Annotated in this window: 18 protein-coding genes; 10 read left to right on the forward strand and 8 right to left on the reverse strand. The window is 70.8% G+C overall.

The annotated features are described in order from the left end of the window. Positions 1-122 precede the first annotated feature (122 nt). The gene (locus tag ACFU53_RS14230; protein WP_383990740.1) at positions 123-962 is read left to right on the forward strand and encodes an alpha/beta fold hydrolase; all 840 of its coding nucleotides are present in this window, start codon (positions 123-125) and stop codon (positions 960-962) included. 18 nt (positions 963-980) lie between these two features. Here ACFU53_RS14230 and ACFU53_RS14235 read toward each other — a convergent pair whose 3' ends face one another. Continuing rightward, the gene (locus tag ACFU53_RS14235) at positions 981-2,600 is read right to left on the reverse strand and encodes an acyl-CoA synthetase (RefSeq protein WP_383990742.1); all 1,620 of its coding nucleotides are present in this window, start codon (positions 2,598-2,600) and stop codon (positions 981-983) included. Positions 2,601-2,813: 213 nt separating this feature from the next. Between ACFU53_RS14235 and ACFU53_RS14240 the strand changes: the two genes are divergently transcribed. The 5 genes from ACFU53_RS14240 (at position 2,814) to ACFU53_RS14260 (ending at position 7,245) form a co-directional block, all read left to right on the forward strand. Continuing rightward, positions 2,814-3,614 carry a crotonase/enoyl-CoA hydratase family protein gene (locus tag ACFU53_RS14240; RefSeq protein WP_383990745.1) on the forward strand — a complete coding sequence of 267 codons (801 nt, stop codon included), beginning with the start codon at positions 2,814-2,816 and terminating at the stop codon, positions 3,612-3,614. Between the two features lie 116 nt (positions 3,615-3,730). Then, on the forward strand, positions 3,731-4,681 hold the full coding sequence (locus ACFU53_RS14245; protein WP_383990748.1) for a Zn-ribbon domain-containing OB-fold protein: 951 nt from the start codon (positions 3,731-3,733) through the stop codon (positions 4,679-4,681). Continuing rightward, positions 4,678-5,754 carry a thiolase domain-containing protein gene (locus ACFU53_RS14250; protein WP_383990751.1) on the forward strand — a complete coding sequence of 359 codons (1,077 nt, stop codon included), beginning with the start codon at positions 4,678-4,680 and terminating at the stop codon, positions 5,752-5,754. Before ACFU53_RS14245 ends, ACFU53_RS14250 begins: the two co-directional genes overlap by 4 nt. Continuing rightward, a complete protein-coding gene (locus ACFU53_RS14255; RefSeq protein WP_383990754.1) occupies positions 5,751-6,917 on the forward strand; it encodes a thiolase domain-containing protein in 1,167 nt (388 codons plus the stop codon). The genes ACFU53_RS14250 and ACFU53_RS14255 overlap by 4 nt, the downstream gene beginning before the upstream one ends. 82 nt (positions 6,918-6,999) lie before the next feature. Further along, positions 7,000-7,245, forward strand: a complete 246-nt coding sequence (locus ACFU53_RS14260) for a DUF397 domain-containing protein (RefSeq protein ID WP_351404856.1) — start codon at positions 7,000-7,002, stop codon at positions 7,243-7,245. A 124-nt stretch (positions 7,246-7,369) separates the two neighbouring features. On the opposite strand, the gene ACFU53_RS14265 is transcribed toward ACFU53_RS14260, so the two are convergent. Further along, positions 7,370-8,290 (reverse strand): transglutaminase domain-containing protein, encoded by a 921-nt coding sequence (locus tag ACFU53_RS14265; RefSeq protein ID WP_383990757.1) that lies wholly within the window; start codon positions 8,288-8,290, stop codon positions 7,370-7,372. A gap of 178 nt (positions 8,291-8,468) precedes the next feature. Between ACFU53_RS14265 and ACFU53_RS14270 the strand changes: the two genes are divergently transcribed. Beyond that, positions 8,469-9,071, forward strand: a complete 603-nt coding sequence (locus ACFU53_RS14270; protein ID WP_383990760.1) for a CGNR zinc finger domain-containing protein — start codon at positions 8,469-8,471, stop codon at positions 9,069-9,071. 165 nt (positions 9,072-9,236) lie between these two features. After that, positions 9,237-9,734 carry a hypothetical protein gene (locus ACFU53_RS14275; RefSeq protein WP_383990763.1) on the forward strand — a complete coding sequence of 166 codons (498 nt, stop codon included), beginning with the start codon at positions 9,237-9,239 and terminating at the stop codon, positions 9,732-9,734. Positions 9,735-9,826: 92 nt separating this feature from the next. Here ACFU53_RS14275 and ACFU53_RS14280 read toward each other — a convergent pair whose 3' ends face one another. Together ACFU53_RS14280 and ACFU53_RS14285 are read right to left on the reverse strand one after the other, a co-directional pair. Further along, the gene (locus tag ACFU53_RS14280; RefSeq protein WP_383990766.1) at positions 9,827-11,803 is read right to left on the reverse strand and encodes an N-acetylmuramoyl-L-alanine amidase; all 1,977 of its coding nucleotides are present in this window, start codon (positions 11,801-11,803) and stop codon (positions 9,827-9,829) included. A gap of 223 nt (positions 11,804-12,026) precedes the next feature. Further along, entirely contained in the window at positions 12,027-13,169 is a 1,143-nt protein-coding gene (locus ACFU53_RS14285; protein ID WP_383990769.1) for an aminoglycoside phosphotransferase family protein, read from the reverse strand. Between the two features lie 235 nt (positions 13,170-13,404). On the opposite strand from ACFU53_RS14285, the gene ACFU53_RS14290 reads away from it, so the two are divergent. Beyond that, a complete protein-coding gene (locus tag ACFU53_RS14290; RefSeq protein WP_383990772.1) occupies positions 13,405-14,901 on the forward strand; it encodes a hypothetical protein in 1,497 nt (498 codons plus the stop codon). Between the two features lie 24 nt (positions 14,902-14,925). Here ACFU53_RS14290 and ACFU53_RS14295 read toward each other — a convergent pair whose 3' ends face one another. Beyond that, positions 14,926-16,356: a PP2C family protein-serine/threonine phosphatase gene (locus tag ACFU53_RS14295; RefSeq protein ID WP_383990775.1), complete on the reverse strand. Its 1,431-nt coding sequence runs from the start codon at positions 16,354-16,356 to the stop codon at positions 14,926-14,928. A 478-nt stretch (positions 16,357-16,834) separates the two neighbouring features. Between ACFU53_RS14295 and ACFU53_RS14300 the strand changes: the two genes are divergently transcribed. After that, positions 16,835-17,248, forward strand: a complete 414-nt coding sequence (locus ACFU53_RS14300; RefSeq protein ID WP_383990778.1) for an SsgA family sporulation/cell division regulator — start codon at positions 16,835-16,837, stop codon at positions 17,246-17,248. 42 nt (positions 17,249-17,290) lie between these two features. On the opposite strand, the gene ACFU53_RS14305 is transcribed toward ACFU53_RS14300, so the two are convergent. From ACFU53_RS14305 to ACFU53_RS14315, 3 genes are all read right to left on the reverse strand, one after another. Beyond that, a complete protein-coding gene (locus ACFU53_RS14305) occupies positions 17,291-18,391 on the reverse strand; it encodes a chemotaxis protein (protein ID WP_383990781.1) in 1,101 nt (366 codons plus the stop codon). 164 nt (positions 18,392-18,555) lie between these two features. Further along, on the reverse strand, positions 18,556-19,086 hold the full coding sequence (locus tag ACFU53_RS14310; RefSeq protein WP_383990783.1) for a DUF4232 domain-containing protein: 531 nt from the start codon (positions 19,084-19,086) through the stop codon (positions 18,556-18,558). 124 nt (positions 19,087-19,210) lie between these two features. Further along, positions 19,211-20,848: an alpha/beta hydrolase gene (locus tag ACFU53_RS14315; RefSeq protein ID WP_383990786.1), complete on the reverse strand. Its 1,638-nt coding sequence runs from the start codon at positions 20,846-20,848 to the stop codon at positions 19,211-19,213. Between the last annotated feature and the right edge of the window lie 93 nt (positions 20,849-20,941).

A 20,941-nucleotide genomic window follows, 5' to 3' on the forward strand; every position in this document is an offset into this window, starting at 1 on the left:
GCGGAGGCCTGACCCCGCCCTCCCCGCGGAGGCCTGACGCCGTCCTCCCCGCAGAGGCCCGTCTCCGCCCTCGACGCTGAACTCCGTTGCGGCGGCCCTCGCCCGACACGAAGATCGACCCCATGCCGACCTTCACCGCACCCGACGGAACAGAACTCGCCTACCATCTGCGCGGCGAGGGCGCCCCGCTGATCGTCCTCCCCGGTGGAGCCATGCGCGCCTCCGCCTACCTGGGCGACCTGGGCGGCCTCACCGCCCACCGGCGCCTGGTGCTGCTCGACCTGCGCGGCACGGGCGACTCCGCGATCCCCGCCGATCCGGCGACGTACCGGTGCGACCGCCAGGTCGACGACGTGGAGGCACTCCGCGCCCACCTGGGCCTGGACCGCATGGACCTGATCGCCCACTCGGCCGGCGGCAACCTGGCCATGCTCTACGCGGCCCGGTATCCCGAGCGGGTCTCCCGCCTGGCGCTGATCACCGCCACCCCCTGGGCGGTGGGCCTGCCGGTGACCATCGAGGACCGTCTCACCGCCGCCCGCCTCCGCAGGGACGAACCGTGGTTCGCCAAGGCGTATCCGGCCTTCGAGGCGGCCTGGACCGGCCGAGGCCCCTTCGACGATGCCATGATGCCGTTCTTCTACGGCCGCTGGGACGACACCGCCCGCGCCCACGTGGCCGCCGAGGAGGGACAGACGAATGACGAGGCGTCCGCCGTCTACGGCTCCACGGGCGCCTACGACCCGTCCGCCACCCGAGCCGCACTCGCCGAACTGCCGGCGCCGGTCCTCGTGTACGCGGGCGAACTCGACACCGGCCCGACGCCCGACCTCGCCCGCCGCGCGGCCGGCCTCTTCCCGGACGCGCGGCTCGCGGTCCAGACCGGCGGCGGGCACTTCCCGTGGCTCGACGACCCGAAGGGGTTCACGGAGCGTGTGACGGCCTTCCTCAGCGGCCGCTGACGCGGTTCCGGGGTCGGCTCACACGTCCGCAGCCACCGCCACCGACCGCGCCCAGCGGTAGTCCGCCTTGCCGCTGGGGGAGCGCTGGATGGTGTCGGTGAGAACCAGCTGGCGGGGGACTTTGTACCCGGCGAGGCGGGTACGGCAGTGGGTCTGGATGTCCTCCAGTGACGGCTGGGCGGCGCCCGCGCGCAGCTGCACCACGGCGGCGACATGGTTGCCCCAGCGGGCGTCCGGCACCCCGGCCACCAGCGCGTCGTACACGTCTGGGTGGGCCTTGAGGGCCTGTTCGACCTCCTCCGGGTACACCTTCTCGCCACCGGTGTTGATGCACTGCGAGCCCCGGCCGAGGACCGTGACGACGCCCTCCTCGTCGACGGTCGCCATGTCGCCGAGGAGCACCCAGCGCTCGCCGTCCCGTTCGAAGAAGGTCTCGGCGGTCTTCCTCGGGTCGTTGTAGTAGCCGAGGGGGACATGGCCACGCTGGGCCACCCGGCCCGGCACACCGACCGGGACGGGCTCGTACGTCGCCGGATCCACGACCCGCGTACGGGAGTGGACGCGGATGCGGAAACCGTCGCCCGCGCCCGAGTCGTCCGTCGCCGTGCCGTTGAAGCCGGACTCCGACGAACCGAAGTTGTTCAGCAGCATCGCGTTCGGCACCAGGGCCTGGAACTGCTGCCGGACCGTCTCCGACATGATCGCGCCGGAGGACGACACGCTGAACAGGGCCGAGCAGTCCGTGCCCCTCATCGGGCCGTTGAGCGCGTCGATCAGCGGGCGCAGCATCGCGTCGCCCACCAGCGACACACTGGTGACCTTCTCCTTCTCGATCGTCCGCAGGGCCTCCTCGGGCACGAACTTGCGATGGATCACCACCCGTTGGCCGAAGTTGAACCCGATGAACGCGGTGAGCGTGGACGTGCCGTGCATCAGCGGGGCCGTGGGGAAGAACGTGATCCCGTCTCCCCCGGCCGCGACCCGCTCGGCCAGCTCCTCCGGCGACTTCACCGGCTCCCCGGTCGGCGCGCCACCGCCCAACCCCGAGAAGAACAGGTCTTCCTGACGCCACATCACCCCTTTGGGCATGCCTGTCGTACCGCCGGTGTAGATGATGAACTGGTCGTCGCCCGAGCGTGCCGGGAAGCCCCGCTCGGCGGACGCGGTCGCCTCCGCCTCGGCGAAGTCGATGGCCTCGAGCGCGGGCGCGTCCGGTGCGGGGGTCCCCACCCGCACCAGATGCCGCAGCTTCTCCGTCCGCGGCAGCGCGGCCGCGACCCGCCCCGTGAACTCCGTGTCGAAGACCAGAGCGGCCAGATCCGCGTCCCGGTAGAGGTAGACCAGCTCCTCCTCCACGTAGCGGTAGTTGACGTTGACCGGCACGATGCGCGCCTTGAGGCACCCGAGCGCGGTCTGCAGATACTCGATGCCGTTGTAGAGGTGCAGCCCCACGTGCTCACCGGGCTCTATCCCGCTGTCGAGCAGATGGTGCCCGATGCGGTTGGCCGCCGCGTCCAGTTCCGCGTACGTGAGCCGGTGTTCCGCGCCCGTGCCGGGGATGTCGAGATACGCGAGCGCCGCCCGGTCGGGGACCACGTCGACCACCGACTCGAACAGGTCGGCAATGTTGTACTCCACCGCGCTCCTCCTGACCCCGGACGTGCCCAACGCGCGTGCCGTAACCATCGGCTCGCCGGTCATCAGAGCAAAGGGCGCCGTGACTGTGAAGGGCTCGCGCAGAAGAAATCTGACTGTGTGTCAGCAAACCCTTGTACTGACTCCGCGCCTCCTGCAACCTGTTCTCGTTCCGGAGACGGAACCCCGTGCTCGCTCTGCCGGACGGAGGAAGCGATGGGTGGTACGGAACACCTGACCGTGCGACGCGAAGGCGCCACACTGGTACTCACGCTCAACAGGCCCGAGGCCAAGAACGCGCTCTCGCTGCCGATGCTCGTCGGCCTCCACGACGGCTGGGCCGAGGCCGACGAGGACGAAGCGGTCCGCTCGATCGTCCTCACGGGAGCCGGTGGCGCCTTCTGCGCCGGGATGGACCTCAAGGCCCTCGCGGGCAAGGGCATGGAGGGCCAGCAGTACCGGGACCGGCTCAAGGCCGACCCCGATCTGCACTGGAAGGCGATGCTCCGCCATCACCGGCCGCGCAAACCGGTGATCGCCGCGGTCGAGGGGTACTGCGTCGCGGGCGGCACCGAGATCCTGCAGGGCACCGATATCCGGGTCGCGGGCGAGTCGGCGACATTCGGCCTCTTCGAGGTCAAGCGCGGGCTTTTTCCGATCGGCGGCTCCACGGTTCGTCTCCAGCGGCAGATTCCGCGCACTCATGCGTTGGAGATGCTGCTCACGGGGCGGCCGTACAGCGCGCGCGAGGCCGCCGGGATCGGGCTGATCGGGCATGTCGTGCCTGATGGCACGGCCCTGACGAAAGCCCTGGAGATCGCCGAGGTGATCAATGCGTGCGGGCCGTTGGCCGTGGAAGCGGTGAAGGCGTCCGTGTACGAGACGGCCGAGATGACCGAAGCGGATGGGCTGGCCGCCGAGCTGAAGCGGGGGTGGCCTGTTTTCGACACCGATGACGCGAAGGAAGGGGCTCGGGCTTTTGCCGAGAAACGGCCCCCTGTTTACAAGCGGGCGTAGGCGCTTTGTCGGGGGCGGTTGTGGTTCGGCTGCGGGTGGTTCGTGGCTGGTCGCGCAGTTCCCCGCGCCCCTGAAGGGGCGCTCCTGTCGCCCCTTTTCGAAGGAGGAAGACCTCGATGTCCGCAATCCTCAAAGCGCCCCTCACCGTCGAGTTCCCGTTCACCCGGTCCCTCGGGCCCGTTCAGAGCGCCTTTCTCACCGGGCTTCGTGAGCGGGTCGTTCTCGGTGTGCGCACCGGCGACGGCAGGGTTCTGGTCCCGCCCGTCGAGTACGACCCTGTCACCGCCGAGGAGATCCGCGATCTCGTCGAGGTCGCGTCGACCGGCACCGTGACCACCTGGGCCTGGAACCACGACCCGCGCCGCGGCCAGCCCCTCGACACCCCCTTCGCCTGGGTCCTGGTGCGGCTCGACGGCGCGGACACCGCGGTGCTGCACGCCCTGGACGCGCCGGGCCCCGACGCCGTACGCACCGGCATGCGCGTCCGTGTCCGCTGGGCCGAAGAACGGTCCGGTGCCATCACGGACATCGCCTGCTTCGAGCCGTACGACGGGGACGCGGTGGAACCGGCGGGTCACAACGGTGAGTTCGGTGACCCGGTCACCGGCATCGTCGCCCCCGCCCGCCTCGACTACACCTACTCGCCCGGCCGAGCCCAGACCGGTTACATCCACGCCCTCGGCGGCCGCCGCACCGTCGGCGAGCGCTGCCCGTCCTGCCGGAAGGTGTACGTCCCGCCGAGGGGCGCCTGTCCGACCTGCGGGGTGGCCACGGCCGAACAGGTGGAGGTCGGGCCGGGCGGGACGGTCACCACGTTCTGCATCGTCAACATCAAGGCTGCTCATACGGCGAATCTCGACATCGAAGTCCCGTACGTCTACGCCCACATCGCCCTCGACGGCGCCGGGCTCGCCCTGCACGGCCGTATCGCCGGCATCCCCTACGACCAGGTGCGCATGGGGCTGCGCGTCGAACCGGTGTGGACGGAAGGGGCCCGCTACCCCGACCACTACCGGCCCACCGGCGAACCCGACGCGGACTACGACATGTACAAGGAGGTCCTGTGACGCGCGAGGTACCACGAGCCGCAGGCGTACGGGACATCGCCGTCGTCGCCTTCGCCCAGACCGACCACCGGCGCACCAGCGACGAGGTCTCCGAGGTGGAGATGCTCATGCCGGTGCTGCACGAGGTCATGGAGAGCACCGGGCTCAAGACCGCCGACATCGGCTTCACCTGCTCCGGCTCCAGCGACTACCTCGCCGGCCGCGCCTTCTCCTTCACCCTCGCCCTCGACGGCGTGGGCGCCTGGCCGCCGATCTCCGAGTCGCATGTCGAGATGGACGGGGCGTGGGCGCTGTACGAGGCATGGGTGAAGCTGCAGACCGGGGACGCGGACACCGCGCTCGTCTACGCGTACGGCAAGTCCTCACCCGGCTCCGTACGGGACGTCCTCACCCGGCAGCTGGACCCGTACTACGTGGCTCCGCTGTGGCCCGACTCCGTCGCCCTCGCCGCCCTCCAGGCCCGGGCGCTCATCGACGCGGGCACCACGGACGAGCCGGCACTGGCGGCGGTCGGGGTGCGCAGCCGCGCGGACGCCGCCGCCAACTCCCATGCCCAGCTGAGGGGTTCGGCGCCACAGGGGGAGTACCTCGTACGGCCGCTGCGCACCGGGGACTGTCCGCCCATCGGAGACGGGGCCGCGGCCGTGGTCCTCGCGGCGGGGGCGCGGGCCCGTGACCTGTGCGAGCGGCCCGCCTGGATCCGGGGCATCGACCACCGCATCGAGGCGCACGGCATCGGCGTACGCGATCTGACCGACTCGCCGTCCACCCGCCTCGCCGCCGAGCGGGCCGGTGCGTATGAACGTCCCGTGGACAGCGCCGAGTTGCACGCGCCGTTCAGCTCCCAGGAGGTGATCCTGCGCGAGGTGCTGGGGCTCGACGACAGCGTGCGGGTCAATCCGTCGGGCGGGCCCCTGGCCGCCAACCCGATCATGGCCGCCGGGCTCATCCGGATCGGCGAGGCCGCCGCACGCATCCACCGGGGTGAGTCCGACCGGGCGCTGGCACACGCCACGTCCGGCCCCTGTCTGCAGCAGAACCTGGTCGCCGTACTCGAAGGGGATCCGCGATGAGCAAGGAGCCCGTGGCCGTCGTAGGCGTCGGCCAGACCAAGCACGTGGCGGCGCGCCGGGACGTGTCGATCGCGGGGCTGGTCCGGGAGGCCGCCCGACGGGCCCTCGACGACGCCGAGTTGACATGGGCCGACATCGAGGCCGTCGTCATCGGCAAGGCGCCCGACTTCTTCGAGGGCGTCATGATGCCCGAGCTGTATCTCGCGGACGCGCTCGGCGCGGTCGGCAAGCCCATGATGCGGGTGCATACGGCAGGCTCGGTGGGCGGATCGACCGCGCTGGTCGCCGCGAGCCTGGTCGCCGCCCGCATCCACGGGACCGTACTGACCCTGGCGTTCGAGAAGCAGTCCGAGTCGAACGCCATGTGGGGCCTGTCCCTGCCGATACCGTTCCAGCAGCCGCTGCTGGCCGGCGCCGGCGGCTTCTTCGCCCCGCACGTCCGGGCGTACATGCGGCGCAGCGGCGCTCCCGACACCGTCGGTTCCCTCGTGGCGTACAAGAACCGCCGCAACGCCCTCAAGAACCCCTACGCGCACCTCCACGAGCACGACATCACGCTGGAGAAGGTCCAGGCCTCGCCCATGCTGTGGGACCCGATCCGCTACTCGGAGACCTGCCCGTCCTCCGACGGGGCCGTCGCGATGGTCCTCACCGACCGCGCGGGGGCCGCCCGTGCGCCCCGCCCCGCCGCGTGGATGCACGGTGGCGCGATGCGCAGCGAGCCGACGTTGTTCGCGGGCAAGGACAGCGTGTCGCCGCGCGCGGGGCGGGACTGCGCGGCCGACGTGTACCGGCAGGCGGGCATCGCGGACCCGCGCCGGGAGATCGACGCGGTGGAGATGTACGTGCCGTTCTCCTGGTACGAGCCGATGTGGCTGGAGAACCTCGGTTTCGCCGACGAGGGGGAGGGCTGGAAGCTCACCGAGTCCGGTGTCACCGAGCTGGACGGGGATCTTCCGGTCGACATGTCGGGCGGGGTGCTGTCCACCAATCCCATCGGCGCCTCCGGCATGATCCGTTTCGCGGAGGCGGCGCTCCAGGTGCGGGGCCTCGCGGGAGAACACCAGGTGGAGGGAGCCCGTCGGGTGCTCGGGCACGCCTACGGCGGCGGTTCGCAGTTCTTCTCGATGTGGCTGGTGGGCGCCGAACCGCCCACCTCCTGAACCTCCCCCTCACATGGCCTGTCGGCGGTGGGGGTCGATCGCTAGTCTGGCGGGCGGACGACGAACCGGGAGGAGCACGGACGTGGCCGAGACCACCATGGAGCAGCGATCCCTCGACGGCTGGCACAAGCCGGCGGAACTGGACCTCAGCAACGCGGACTGGCGGTCGAGCAGCCAGGGGCGGGGAGATGTCCAGATCGCCTTTGTCGAGGGTTTCATCGCCATGCGCAACAGCGGCAGCCCCGAAAGCCCCTCGTTGATCTTCACCCCCGCCGAGTGGGGCGCCTTCGTGTCGGGGGCCCGCGAGGGCGAGTTCGACCTGACCTGAGCGGACGTACGCGTGGTGTCGGTGGGCGGCCGGAGCCTGACGGCGCCCACCGACAGGGAGAGGGGGTAGTGGTGGGGGTCCGGAGCGACCGAACCGGGCCCGGTACTGTCCGGTGACGGACCGGTCAGCGGAGGGTGACCTCGCGTGGACCGTTGTACGGCGCCAGCGACAGGACGGTCCGCGGTGTCCGCAGCCCCTCGTGACCCGCGAACAGCTCACGCGCCGCGACGAAGCGCACCTCGTCACCCACCACCGGCGCGACCTCGTCGTACAGTCCGCGCACCGGGTCCACGAGCTCCTGGCCGGCCTCGGTCTCCGTGCCCCAGATGTCCCACAGCAGCGTCTCGACCTTGTTGATGTCCGCGAGATCGAGCCGGACGTTCCCGGCCACGAACCACTCCCCGTTCAACGGTCCTTCCTCCGGCGGGTGCAGGCCGAACGACCGGGGGTCCGCACCGCCTTCCCGGATGGCCAGCCATGCCTTGCCCGCGACGAGGAAGCGGTCGCGGGGCACGTCCATCGGATCGAAGTCGATGTTCCAGGTGTCGACGATCAATGGGTCCGTCAGCTGCGCGTCGGCGAGCAGCCACCCCCGCGCCGGGTCCCAGTACTCGGTGACCACGTGGTCGCAGTGGAAACCGTTGCTGCCGAAATAGGTGGCGAAGCCCGACCGCAGCCGGGCGGGCACGCCCATATGGCGCAGGAGCGAGCAGTGCAGCAGCGAGAAGTCGCGGCACACACCGACGAACCGGTCCCCGGGCTCGCGGCGGTGCGACAACGGTGCATCGTTTCGCTCGACGACGATCCGCAGGATGTCGTCGAGATAGCGCGTCTCGGCGTCGTTGTGCAGCCGCTCCTGCGGGATGGCGTAACCGAACGTTTCACCCTCGAGCCGATGGATCATCAGATCTCGTGCCAGGCGGGCGAGTTGAGCGGGTTCGGGCGGGAGGCCGACGTAGAGCGGGGCGAGTTCGCCCGGGTCGGTGAAGGTGCTCTGTGCGGCGTAGAAGGCGGCGACATCCGGTGCGAGGTGCACGGGTGGCATGACTGGACCCCCAGAATGAATCGGCCACGTGTTCGATTTACGGGCCGCTTCGCCTCACCGTGCCAAAATTCACCCTCAATTGTCCAGAATTCCCGCAGAAATGTGCGTGCCCGGAATTCCCTGCTCGAATTGCGGCCGACTTAATTTAATGGATGATGGCTCGCCTATCATTAGCGCCATGGAGTACTCGATCAGTGCGGACGCGCGGCTCGCCCTGGACCTCGCCCTGACCGTCCGCCACGACGGCAACGGCGCTGGCGCCGACGACCTGACCGAGCCCATGGGGCTCGCCACCTGGGTCCGGGCACACGCGGACGTCCTGCCGGTCGCCGTCGGCTTCACCGCCGACGAGACCGCACTCACCGCCGTACGCGATCTCCGCGGAGCCGTCCGGGCCCTGTTCGCACGCGCCGTCAGCCCCGGCGAGCCCAGCCCGGCCGACGCCGCCCGGCTGCTGCCCGTCCCCGAGGCCCTGGCACGCCTCAACGAGGCCGCCGCTTTGACTCCGACCGTCCCGGTGCTCTCGTGGGGCCCCGGCGCCGAACCCGTCGTGCGTCATGAACCCGCCACCGGCGAGGACCCGCTCACCGCCGCGCTCGCCCGCGCCGCCCTCGCCTTCTTCGCGAGCCCCGAACGGCAGCGGCTGCGCGCCTGCCACGCACCACGCTGCGTGCGCTATTTCCTCAAGGAGCACCCCCGCCAGGAATGGTGCAAGCCGTCCTGCGGCAACCGCGCCCGCGTCGCCCGCCACCACCGACGGCACAAGGAGATGGCGAGCTGAGAGCCGAGGAGGCGCTGCCCGGCTCAAGGGGCGCGGCGCCGTGACGCTCTGCGGCTCCGCCGCGCGGCCACGACCAGCCACAGGCCCCTCGCACCCGAAGAACGACCCTGGCTCTCCGACGCTCCCTCGGCCCCACCGTCGCACGGCACGCCGTACCATTGCGGCATGTCCTTCCTCCGCCGCCGCAGCGCCACCCCTGCCGGTCCCGACTTCGACGTACTGGCCATGGACCCGGGCGACTGGCCGGGCAATCTCGGTGCCGGCCTGCTGCCCGCCCCCGACGGCAGCTGCCAGGGCGTCTTCCTGCGCTACGACCTCTACGGCGGCCGCGGCCCCGCGATGATCATCGGCAACCTCCCGGAGGGCTCCCCGGCGCGCGAGGTCGCCGACGGCGAGATCCCCTTCGAGGTGGCCCAGCTGCTGATCGCGCTGGAGAACGAGGAGGACATCACCGTCGTCGGTTCCGAGGACCTCCCGGTGATGCAGGGCGACAACCTCCTGATCGTCCGCCGACTCAAGCTCTCCGAGTCCCGGATCTCCTGCGTCCAGTTCGACCGCAGCGACAACGTCCTGGTGACCATCGCCGCCTGGGACCGCCCCATCACCGACGACCTGTACACCCTGCTCAAGCCGCTCCCGGCGGAGCTGTTCCAGCAGGGCTGAGAGCAAAAAACAGACGAGAGCAAAAAAGAGGACGAAGACGAAGGGCCGGGCTCGCACCCGGCCCTTCGTCGTGCCCTCAGGCGACCTCGTCCTCACGCGGCCGGCAGCACCCGCACGTCCGCCGCCCGCACGAACGCCACCCGATGGCCGAACTGGATCTCGTAGTACAGATCCTCACCGACCACGACCCTGTGCCCGGTCGTGTCGAAGGAGACGGCGTAGTAGTACTCGCCCGGCACCCGGCCGCCGGCGACGTACTTCTGGCCCTTGAGGAGGTTGTACGGCAGCGGGGACACCGCCTGTGCGGGCACGCCCGCCGGGTAAGCCTTCGCCTCCGGGTAGGCGCGGCCGAACACAGGAATCTCCGCGACGCCTTTCCTGGGCGTCACGACCAGAGCGGCCGCGCCGACCGCAGTCGGCTTCCCCTTCGGATTCTGGAACCATGCCTTCTGCCCCAGGTACCAGATCGCCGTCCAGTCGCCCTGACGCCCGGCGACCGCGTACTGCTGGCCGGTGGAGACCCGCGAACCGAGGTCGTTCACGTCGATCGTCGAGTCACCGCCGCCCGGCCGCAGGCCGATGTCCTTGATCAGGGGCGACGTCACATCCGGCTCGCTGTACAAACGTACGGCGCTCGAGCCGTGCACCGCGCACGGCTCGCCCTTGCCGGCGCATCCCGTGAACTCCGGCCTGTTGCCGGCGTAGTTCGGGAGGATGGTGACCACGGTGCTGTTCTTGTCGGACGTCGGGCCGAACGGCTCGCCCAGCAGCTCGAAGTAGTGCCGCCAGTCCCAGTACGGGCCCGGGTCGGTGTGCATTCCCGGGATCGTCGCCGTCGTCGGGCCCGGCACGGTGTCATGGCCCAGGATGTGCTGACGGTCCAGCGGGATGCGGTACTTGTCGGCAAGGTACTTCACCAGCCGCGCCGACGTCCGGTACATCGCCTCCGTGTACCAGGCGTCCGGCGAGGCCAGGAAGCCCTCGTGCTCCAGGCCGACCGACCCCGCGTTGACGTACCAGTTGCCGGCGTGCCAGCCCACGTCCTTGTTCTTCAGATGCTGGGCGATGTGCCCGTCCGTGGAGCGCAGCGAATAGTGCCACGACACATAGGTCGGGTCCTGGACCAGCTTCAGAGTGGTGTCCCAGGTGGCCTCGGTGTCATGGACGACGATGTACCGGATGCGCTGCGAGTTCGGCCGGTCGGCCAGGTCGTGGTTGCCGTAGTCCTTGTCGCCGAACTCCTCGTACGGGGCCGGGATCCACTCGCAGGACACCGTTGTCGGGCACTCCGTGCCGTCCACCGCCGCCGCGCGCAGCCCCGCCCGGGACAGCTGCCCGGTGTCCGGGTTCAGGCCCGGCTCGGCGTCGAGCGTCACCCGCTGGCCGGCGTCCGTGACGCGCCCGGCGCCGTTGCCGATCACCGCGAACACCTCGTCCGCGTACGCCGCCGCCGTCGCCCGGTCGTCGGCGCCCGAGAAGCGCGCCACCGCCCCGTACCAGGCCGCCGGATCGGTGCTCGGCCACGCGCCGAGCTCCCGCTGCGCGGCGGCGAGCAGCGCGGCACCGCCCGCCACATTCGCCTCGGCGTCCGTGCGCAGCGTCCGCGCCGGCAGACCGGTCAGTGCGGCCGCCTTTGTCAACGTCCGCAGCCTGGACGGGAGTTCGGCTGGGTCGGGCAGGTCCGCCTCGGCCACCAGGGGCGCCCGGGAGTCGTCGCCACGCGCGTCCTCCGTGCCCTCGCTGTGGTGCGGGGCCTCGGCCAGAGCCGTACGGGCATCGGTCAGGTGCATGGGGCCGTATCCCCCGGTGACGCTGGGCGCGCCGCCGTGGGCGTCCCAGCGGGACTGGAGATAGGAGACGCCGAGCAGGACACTGCGCGGTACGCCGTACTCGGCGGCCGCGGTGGCGAAGGCGCCCTGCAGACGAGCCGAGGCGGAGGACGACTGGCTGTCGGGCGGGGCCGCGCCCAGCAGGGGCAGCAACAGGACAGCGGGGGCTGCGGCGAACGCCGTTCTACGGGTACGTCTGCGGTGTGGGGTGGGCCTGCGGTCGGTGGGGGATCCTCGCAAGGCGGCCTCCTGGAACGGTGGGGCGTTGGGGGGCGTGCGGGGCCGAACGTGCACCAGTGCTATCGGTCGGCCGACGATCCGTCAATCATGCCCGGCGGAGGCGGGTTCCCCTGTGATTGCCTGCCCCTGTCATGAGGGCCGCTGCCGTGACGAAGGCCCGCCGACATGACGAAGGCCCGCGGCGCGCCCTTGTGCAGGGCACACCGCGGACCTCCATTTCCCCTCAGCGAGTGCCTACCGCCGCCCGTACGGCCTTGCGGGCCAACTGGCAGTCGTCGTGCAGCCGCCTGAGCAGCAGCCGCTGTTCCTCGCCGGACGGCGCAGCAGCAGGGTGGGCCGGGCCCGATGCCGCCGGGGTCGAGTCGTGCATCGAACGCTGCACTGCCGTCTCGTAGGTACGGATCTCACGGGTCAGTACGAGCATCAGGTTCACCAGGAACGCGTCCCGTGAGGCCGGGCCCGCCGACTGCGCCAGCTGACTGATCTGCCGCCGCGCCACCGGTGCGTCCCCGAGCACCGCCCACAGCGTCGCCAGGTCGTACCCCGGCAGATACCACCCCGCGTGCTCCCAGTCCACCAGCACTGGACCGGCCGGTGAGAGAAGGATGTTCGACAGGAGGGCGTCGCCGTGACAGAACTGGCCCATGCCCTGACGGCCCGACGCGTGCGCGATGCCGTGCAGGAGCTTCTGCAGATCGCCCATGTCCCGGTCGGTGAGCAGACCCAGCTCATGGAATCGGGAGATCCGCTCCGCGTAGTCCAGCGGGGCGTCGAACGTCCCCGCCGGTGGCCGCCACGCGTTCAACCGGCAGATCGCGCCGAGCGCCGTCCGGATGTCGGCGCGCGGCGGCGCCTCCACCGGATGCCGCTGCAGGGCGGCCACCCGGCCCGGCATCCGCTCGATGACCAGGGTGCAGTTGTCCGGGTCCGCCGCGATCAGCCTCGGCGCTCGCACCGGGGGGCGGTGCCGGACGAACGAGCGGTATGCGGCTATTTCGTGCCTGAGCCGCTCCTCCCAGATGGAGGAATGGTCCAGTAAACACTTGGCGACGGCCGTGCTGCGCCCTGTCGTACCGACGAGCAGCACCGAGCGGCCGCTGCGGCGCAGCACCTGGACCGGAGTGAACTCCGGGCAGATGCGATGCACCGAGGCGATCGCCGTGCGCAGCTGCGCGCCCTGAGGGCCGGACAGGTCGAGTCTCCCGCTGAGCGGTTGGGTGCCGAGCCCCGGCACGCGCCGCGTCCGGCCGCCACCGAGCATCGGGGCCGCCGTACGCGTGGGGTCGAGGTAGGGGCCGCCGCTGCCCGGCGGGCGGGGGTGCAGCGACCGGGGAGGAGCGGACACGGAGGACGATGCTGCGTACATGGGGGAAGACAGATCCCTTCGTGTGCCGGCAATGTCACGCGCTACCCGTCCCGGCCGTCCGGGGACACCCTGGGGAGTGCCCGTCGGGGCGACCGGGTCGGGGTGGCGCTTTCCTACCTGACACCGGATGGCCCATGGCACACCATGTAGCGCACCCTGGCGAAGCCTGGCGAATAGTCCCCGTGCAACTGACAGCGGGCTACATTCAACTCAGCCGAGAACCTGGGGGCTTGACGTGAGCGGACAACCCAATACCCGACTCTCAGACCTGTTCGGCTTGGCCGGCTGGTCGAAGGGCGAGCTCGCGAGACTGGTCAACCGGCAGGCGGCGGCCATGGGCCACCCCCAGCTGGCGACCGACACCTCGCGGGTGCGGCGGTGGATCGACATGGGAGAGATCCCGCGCGATCCCGTGCCGCGGGTGCTGGCGGCGCTGTTCACCGAGCGTCTCGGCCGTGTCGTGACCATCGAGGACCTCGGTCTGGTCCGGCACGGGCGTACGGGGAAACGGCCGGGCGGCGGGAGTGTGGAACATCCCGACGGTGTGCCGTGGGCGCCCGAACGGACTGCTGCGGTCCTCACCGAATTCACGGGAATGGACCTCATGCTCAACCGACGCGGCTTGGTGGGTGCGGGTGTCGCGCTCACCGCGGGACCCGCACTCAGCAGCGCCATGCACGACTGGCTGCACACCGATCCGGCCCTCGCGGCCGACGCCCCCGACCTCGACAACCCCCTGCACGCCGACCCCGCCGGGTTCGACCGTTACGAGGCCGCCCCCATCGGGTCGCAGGAGATCGAGGAACTGGAGCGCTCGGTCGAGGTGTTCCGGGCCTGGGACGCGGCCCGCGGCGGCGGGCTGCAACGCAAGGCTGTCGTGGGACAGCTCAACGAGGTGGGAGGCATGCTCTCCTACCGTCACCCCGAGCATCTGCAGCGGCGCCTGTGGGGCGTTGCCGCCAACCTCGCCGTCCTCGCGGGCTGGATGTCGCACGACATCGGCCTCGAACCCACCGCCCAGAAGTACTTCATCATCGCCGCCCACGCCGCCCGGGAGGGCGGTGACCGGCCCCGTGCCGGCGAGGCCCTCTCCCGGGCGGCCCGACAGCTGGTGCACCTCGGCAAGCCCGACGAGGCGCTCGACCTCATGAAGCTGGCCCAGTCCGGCTCCGGCGAGCAGGTGCTGCCGCGCACCAAGGCCATGCTCCACACCGTCGAGGCCTGGGCGCAGGCCTCCATGGGCAAGGGCCAGGCCATGCGCCGCACCCTGGGCCGGGCCGAGGACCTGTTCGTCTCCGACCGGGCGGACGTGCCGCCGCCCAGTTGGATGCAGATGTTCAAGGAGGAGGACCTCTACGGCATGCAGGCCCTGGCCTACCGCACACTCGCGGAGCACGACCCGGCCGCGGCCAAGCAGGCCCAGCACTACGCGGAGAAGGCCCTGGAGCTGCGCGTCGACGGCCGCCAGCGTTCGAAGATCTTCGACTTCCTGTCCATGGCCTCGGCCTGCTTCATCGCCGACGATCCCGAACAGGCGGACCGGTACGCCCGCCTCGCCCTGATGTCGATGGGCTCCAACTCCTCCCACCGCACGTGGGATCGGCTGCGTGAGATGTATCGGCTCACCGGTCAGTACTCCAGCTATCCGAAGATCCAGGAGCTGCGGGAGGAGCTCAAACTCGCCCTCCCCAAACCCCAGTCGAAGAACAGGGGCGACATCGCGTCGGCGTGACCGTCGGGAACGGCCCGTAAACCGTCAGGAGCTGACCCTGGCGACGAGCACGCAGGCGTCGTCCGCACGCTCGGTCTCGCCGAACTCTTCCACCACGGTCCGTACGCATTCCTGGGCCGTACGCGCCTCGCCGAACCGTGGGGCCAGGTCCAACAGCCGCTGGACGGCGGCCTCTCCTCCCCGCCGGGGGACCAGCCCATCAGTGTGCAGGAGCAGCAGGTCGCCCTGTTCGAGCGTCACTTCGGCCTGCCCGTAGACGGCACCCGAGGTCGCTCCGAGCAGGACGCCGTCCGGCGATGTCAACACGCGCCCCGTCCCGTCGCGGAACAGCAGCGGGGCGGGGTGCCCGGCCTGCGCCCAGACGAGGGTGCGGGTCGCCGGCCGGTAGCGGCAGCAGACTGCGCTGCCGAGGGCCGGCTGCACGGTGGTGTCCAGTAACTGGTTGAGGCAGGCCATCAGCCGGCCCGGCTCGGTGCCCGCCATCGCCATGCCGCGCAGCGCGCCGATCAGCATCGCCATGCCCGAGGTGACGGTGACGCCGTGCCCGGTGAGGTCGCCCACGCTCAACAGGCTCTCGCCGCCGGGCAGTTCGAGGGCGTCGTACCAGTCGCCTCCGATCAGCGCGCTCGTCGAGCAGGGCAGGTAGTGGGCCGCCAGGTCCAGTCGTTCGGGGCCCTGTCGCGGGAGCCGCAGCGAGCTGCGCCACGGCGGCAGCACGGCCTCCTGCAGCTCGACCGCGAGCCGGTGCTCGGTCTGCGCGATATGCCGCTGGCGGTGCAGTGAGTCACGGGTCTCGCTCTCCGCCCGCTGGCTGCGCCGCAGTTCGCTGACGTCCCGCAGGACGGCCCACATCGAGGCCGTACCGCCGTCGTCGTCGAGCACGGGCTCGCCCATCATGTGCACGGTGCGCACCCCTCCGTCGGGGAGCACGATCCGGAATTCCCCGTCGATGCGTTTCGCGTCGATCAGACAGTCCGTGACCATCGCCGTCAGCTTCGGCCGGTCCTCGTCGAACACCAGCGACGGCAGTTCGTCCAGAGTGAGCGGCGGGGCGGCGGGGTCGCGGCCGAGGATCTGATAGAGCTCCCCGGACCAGCTCGCCTCGTCCGTCAGCAGGTTCCACTCGGCGCTGCCCACCCGGCTGAGCAGTGATGCGCGCCGGGGCGCCGGGGGCGGCGCGATCGGAAGGCCGGCCGTGGCCTCGGGTACCGGCGGCAGGTCCGGGCCGTCCCGAAGCTGGGCCAAGTGCCCGTCGAGATCGCTCAGTTGATGCAGTGCCAGATCGTAGAGCGCGTGCTGCCAGCGCACCTCGGGGTCCGCTCCGTCGGCGGGCGCGTCACGCCGTACGGCGTCCACGTCGCCCCGTAGCCGCCGCGTCTGCGAGATGAGCGCGTCGACCGTGCCACGCCGTGGCGGCTGGGCGGCGGGACGATCCGCAGAGAGATGGGACGGCATCACGTACTCCGATGGGGGACGGTACGACCAACGCTGACGTAAGGGCCGATTACGACTGTTGCACAGCCCGCGACGCGCTGTAAGGGATTTGGCAAGACCCGATACGGTGGTGCTTCCGGCATATGCCACCGTCCTTGCGGGTGGGGTTCTCCACGGCAAGTCGGCACGCGTCCGGAGGGGTCAAGTCGTAGAGATCGTACGTGACTTGGCGGACCGTCGACCGCATTCACATGTCTTTCATTCCCATGTTCGAGGGGCATATGTGCGAGCCCGGTCGGTTACATAGAGCGGCATATGTAAATCCGACCGCACCGGCACCTCTGGGCGCGTCCGGAGCCGGAGTGTGAGTGACATGGGTCACAGACGTGAATCCAGGAAGCGGCGTCATGCGAAAGACCTGCGCGAGGTCGAAAAGGCACGTCGGCGCACCGGCCGGCCCGCACCGCAGGAAGAGCTTCACCCGAAACGGAGACCGTTCATGACCGTCACGCTGGAACAGCCCGCCCGCGCTCTCCTCATCACCGCCGAGGACCGGGAGGTCCCGGTGCCCGCGAGCCTGCGCTATTCCTCCGACGATCCGCTGGCCGTGCACCTCGACTTCCCGGCCGACATCTCGTTGAACGGTGACATGGTGACCTGGACCTTCTCCCGTGGACTGCTGGAGGAGGGGGTGCAGGCCCCCGCCGGAGCCGGCGACGTGCACATCTGGCCCTGCGGCCGCTTCCGCACGGTGGTGGAGCTGCACTCCCCGTACGGCATGGCCCTGCTCCGGTTCGAGAAGGCGGCACTCCAACGCTTCCTGCTGCGCAGCTACGCCGTCGTCGCCGCCGGAAGAGAGGAACTGGGCCCGGCGCTCGACCGGGGCCTGACGTCCCTCCTCGGCGGCGTCTGACACCCGCCCGGAAGAAGGTACTGCGGTGTGCGCGGGCCGGGCTCAGTAGCGCAGGACGCCCGCGATGCCCCGGGCGTCGCCGAGGGTGCCGTCGGGGACGAAGCGGACCTCGGCCCCGGTGTCCAGGCACCGCTCGACGATCTCGTCCACGATGTCCTCGCGGACGTCGAGGTCGCCGCTCTTGGCCGGGACGAGGTGGGCGCCGCCACCGTCGGCGCGGACGGTTGTCCGGTAGTTCTCCTCGACGGCCAGGAGCTGGATACGGCCCTGCTGGGCGTTCTGCCGGACCTCGTCGACCCCGGCGGCGAACGCCTTGTGGCCGCGGGCCGTTTCGAGCCGTCGGGCCACGGTGTCGACGTTCCTTTGGTCCTCGGCGGCGACCAGGGGCCGGACCGCCTGCCACACGGAGTCCGGGGTGCCGTGCGCGAGACCGCCGTGCGGGATGTGGGTGGCGTCCTTGGTGACCGTGCCGATCTCGTCGAGCAGGGACAGTGCGGCCGTCTCCCCGGTGATGTACAGGGGCCGGAGCTGCGTGCGCAGCACCCGGGTCAGCGCGGTGTCGGCGTCGCGCAGGAAGTGGCGGGTGTCCTCGTCGCGGAAGGCGGACGGCAGGTCGCCGATCCGCTCCTGCCGCTCGGCGTCGAAGTTGTCGCGGTCCCTGGTCAGCGGGAACCCGCCGGTGTGCGCCTCGGTGACGCGGTCGCCGCCGCCGTTCCACAGGGTGACCCGGTCGGAGGAGACCGAGAGCACCCAGAACGGCCGCTCGGCGGCCTGTGCGGCCACCAGATTCCTGGTGAGGAAGGTGTCCGAGAGCACCACACGTTCCGGCACCGGACGGGCCAGTGACCAGACCTGGTGCTCACCGGGCGCCGCGAAGATGACCAGGCCGTCCTCGGCGTGTGTCAGGTCCACCTCGGCCAGCGCCTGGTCCAGCTGTTCGACGACGTCGTTGCGCCGCTCCCGCGTGACAGCGGGATCGTGCTCCAGTCGCTTCTTCGCCTCGGCCACCACATTGCGCAGCCGGACCGGATCCTGGGTGTTCTCGGGCTCCCGGCGGTGGGTCGGCGTCAGCACCGACACCGCGGGGTAGGGCCGCGGACGGCGCAGTTCGGAGAGGGTCGCGGGACTGAGGGCATGCTCCATGACTTCACGATAGGACTGATTCGCGTGTCGGGCATTTGGGGTACGCCGGTCTCCGGCGCGGGCGGCCCCGGTGGTCGGAAGAGGGCAGAGAACGAGCCCGCCGAAGCGCACCGGTGAAGGTGCGCGCCGACGGGCTCCGCAGTGCCGTGCGGTTGCCGCAGGGGTCAGCCGACTTCCTTCTTCAGCGCCTTGTCAGCGACGGCCTTGGACGGCTTCCACCAGGTCGTCACCGGCTCCCAGACCTTCACCTTCTTGCTCGAACCCAGCTGCTTCGCGGTGAACGTACGGCCGTTGAGGTTGGGGTTGGCCGACACGGTGATCGTGCCGACGCGACGCGCCTGCGGGTCCTTGAGGTCGGCGATCGTGCGGACCGCCGCGTACACCGTCTTCCCCGCGCCGACCTTGTACGGCCCGCTCTCGCCCGAGGGCACCGGCAGGGCCGCACCGTCGAGGTCGCCGAAGGTGACGACGGGAAGGCGGTCGATCGTGCAGGTGCGGGCGCCGGTGTTCTTGACGCTGATGTGCACGACCCTCGCGTCCTTCGACTGCTTGGCCCCCAGCTTGAGGACCTTCGCCTTGCAGACCGGGGTCTTCGCGGCGGGCTGGGCGGCCAGGCCCTGCGGGGCGGCGGCGAGGAGCAGCGCGGCGCCGGCGGTCGCCGCGGTCGAGACGGTGAGGAAGGAACGGATACGCATCGGTGAAATCCCCCAGTTTTGGTCACATACGGGTACGGCACGCGCAAAGGCGACGCCTGCCCAGTGTGACGCCCCAGGTGCGCGCGGGGTTGTACCGGACCCGTGCGTGTTACACGCCCGATGCTCAATCGTCGGCTCCGCAAGAACTTCCGTCGTCCGGCAGAGTCCCGAACAGCAGGAAGTCGTTGACCTTCTCGTGCACGCACTTCGACGACCCGTACCCGGTGTGCCCCTTGCCCTTGTTGTCGAGGACGACCGCCGAGGAGCCGAGCCGCCTCGCCGTCTCCACGGTCCAGCGGTACGGGGTGGCCGGGTCGCCCCGGGTGCCCACCAGCAGCATCTTCGGGGTGTCGACGTCCCGCACCTCCTCGCGGATGAAGTCGGTGCCCGCGGGGCGGCCGTAGCACATCAGCACCTGGGTGAGCCGGTACGGGCCGAACACGGGGGAGGCGTCCTCGTAGGCCGCGCGCAGGTCCTCCAGGTTGTCGGTGATCTTCTTGGCGGTGGGCCGGTCGGGGTCGTCGGCGCAGTTGATCGCCATGAGCGCGGCGGGAAGGTTGTCCAGCGGGACCTTTTCGGCGTCGACGAGCCCGGCGTGCGGAGTCGGTGTGCCGGACGCGCTGGGTTCGGGAGGCTCGTGCGGGCGGGCCGGCACCGAGGACCGGTACGGGACGGTCGTGGGGGCGAAGCCGCCGCCCGTGAGCGCCATGACGCCCCGGGTGTCCCCGTCGTGGACGAGCATGTTGAGGGCCTGGGTGAGCACGGGCCACATCTCCTCGCTGTAGAGGGCGTGGCTGATGGCGCCCACCAGATCCTGGCCCGTGAAGTCCTGCCCGAAGTCCGACGGCACGGGGTACTCGTCCAGCGAGTCGACCAGTGCGACGACCTGCTCACGGGCCGAGCGGGAGTCCTGCCCGAACGGGCACGTCAGCTCTTCGGTGCACGCGTCGAGGTAGTCCTCCAGCGCGGTCTGCTGGCCCTTGGCACCCACCAGACCCTGCTCGGTCAGTGGCTCCGTAAGGGTGTCCACCCCGTCGAGGACCATCCGGCCCACCCTTTTGGGGAACTGCGCCGCGTACACCGCGCCCAGCCGTGTTCCGTAGGAGAAGCCGAGGTAGTTGAGCTTCTTGTCGCCGAGCGCGGCGCGCATCACGTCCAGGTCGCGGGAGGCGTTGAGGGTGCCGATGTACGGCAGCACGGGGCCGGAGTTCTTCTTGCACGCCGCGGCGGCCCGCCGCAGCTGTTTGAGCGCGGCCTGCGGGTTGTTCGCGTCGTCTCCGTCGTCGGTCGCCTCCAGGGCCTCGTCGGTGCCGTCGCCGCAGCTGACGGGGGAGGAGCGGCCCACGCCGCGCGGATCGAAGGAGACGAGGTCGTAGCCGTTGGTGAGATCCATGAAGTCCTCGCCGCTGGAGGCGAGTTCGGGGACCCCCGGGCCGCCGGGGCCGCCGAAGTTCAGCAGCAGCGAGCCGCGCGGGTCGCCGGTGCCCCGGTAGCGGGCCACCGCCAGATCGAGGGTGCCGGCCTCGGGCCGGGCGTAGTCGAGCGGCACGGTGACCTTGCCGCACCGCAGATCCCTGGGCGTCTCCATGCCCTCGCACTTCGACCACTTGATCTTCTGCTGGTAGAAGCGGGTCAGGTCGGGCTGCTTGTCGTCCTGCTTGTCGTCGGCGCCCGCCAGTGTGGCCGGCAGCCCGGCCCCCAGCAGGGCCAGCACCGCGACCGCGGCTCCGGTGAGCGGGCGCCGTCTGTGCGTGGACCGCATGCGTGCCTCCAGGGACGCCCGGCCAGGGCGGCCGGGGACAACCCCCGGATCACCATAGGCGGCCCCTCGCGGCCACGCCTCCCGGCGGGCGGA

This window comes from Streptomyces sp. NPDC057474, from assembly GCF_042802555.1.
GTDB lineage: Bacteria > Actinomycetota > Actinomycetes > Streptomycetales > Streptomycetaceae > Streptomyces.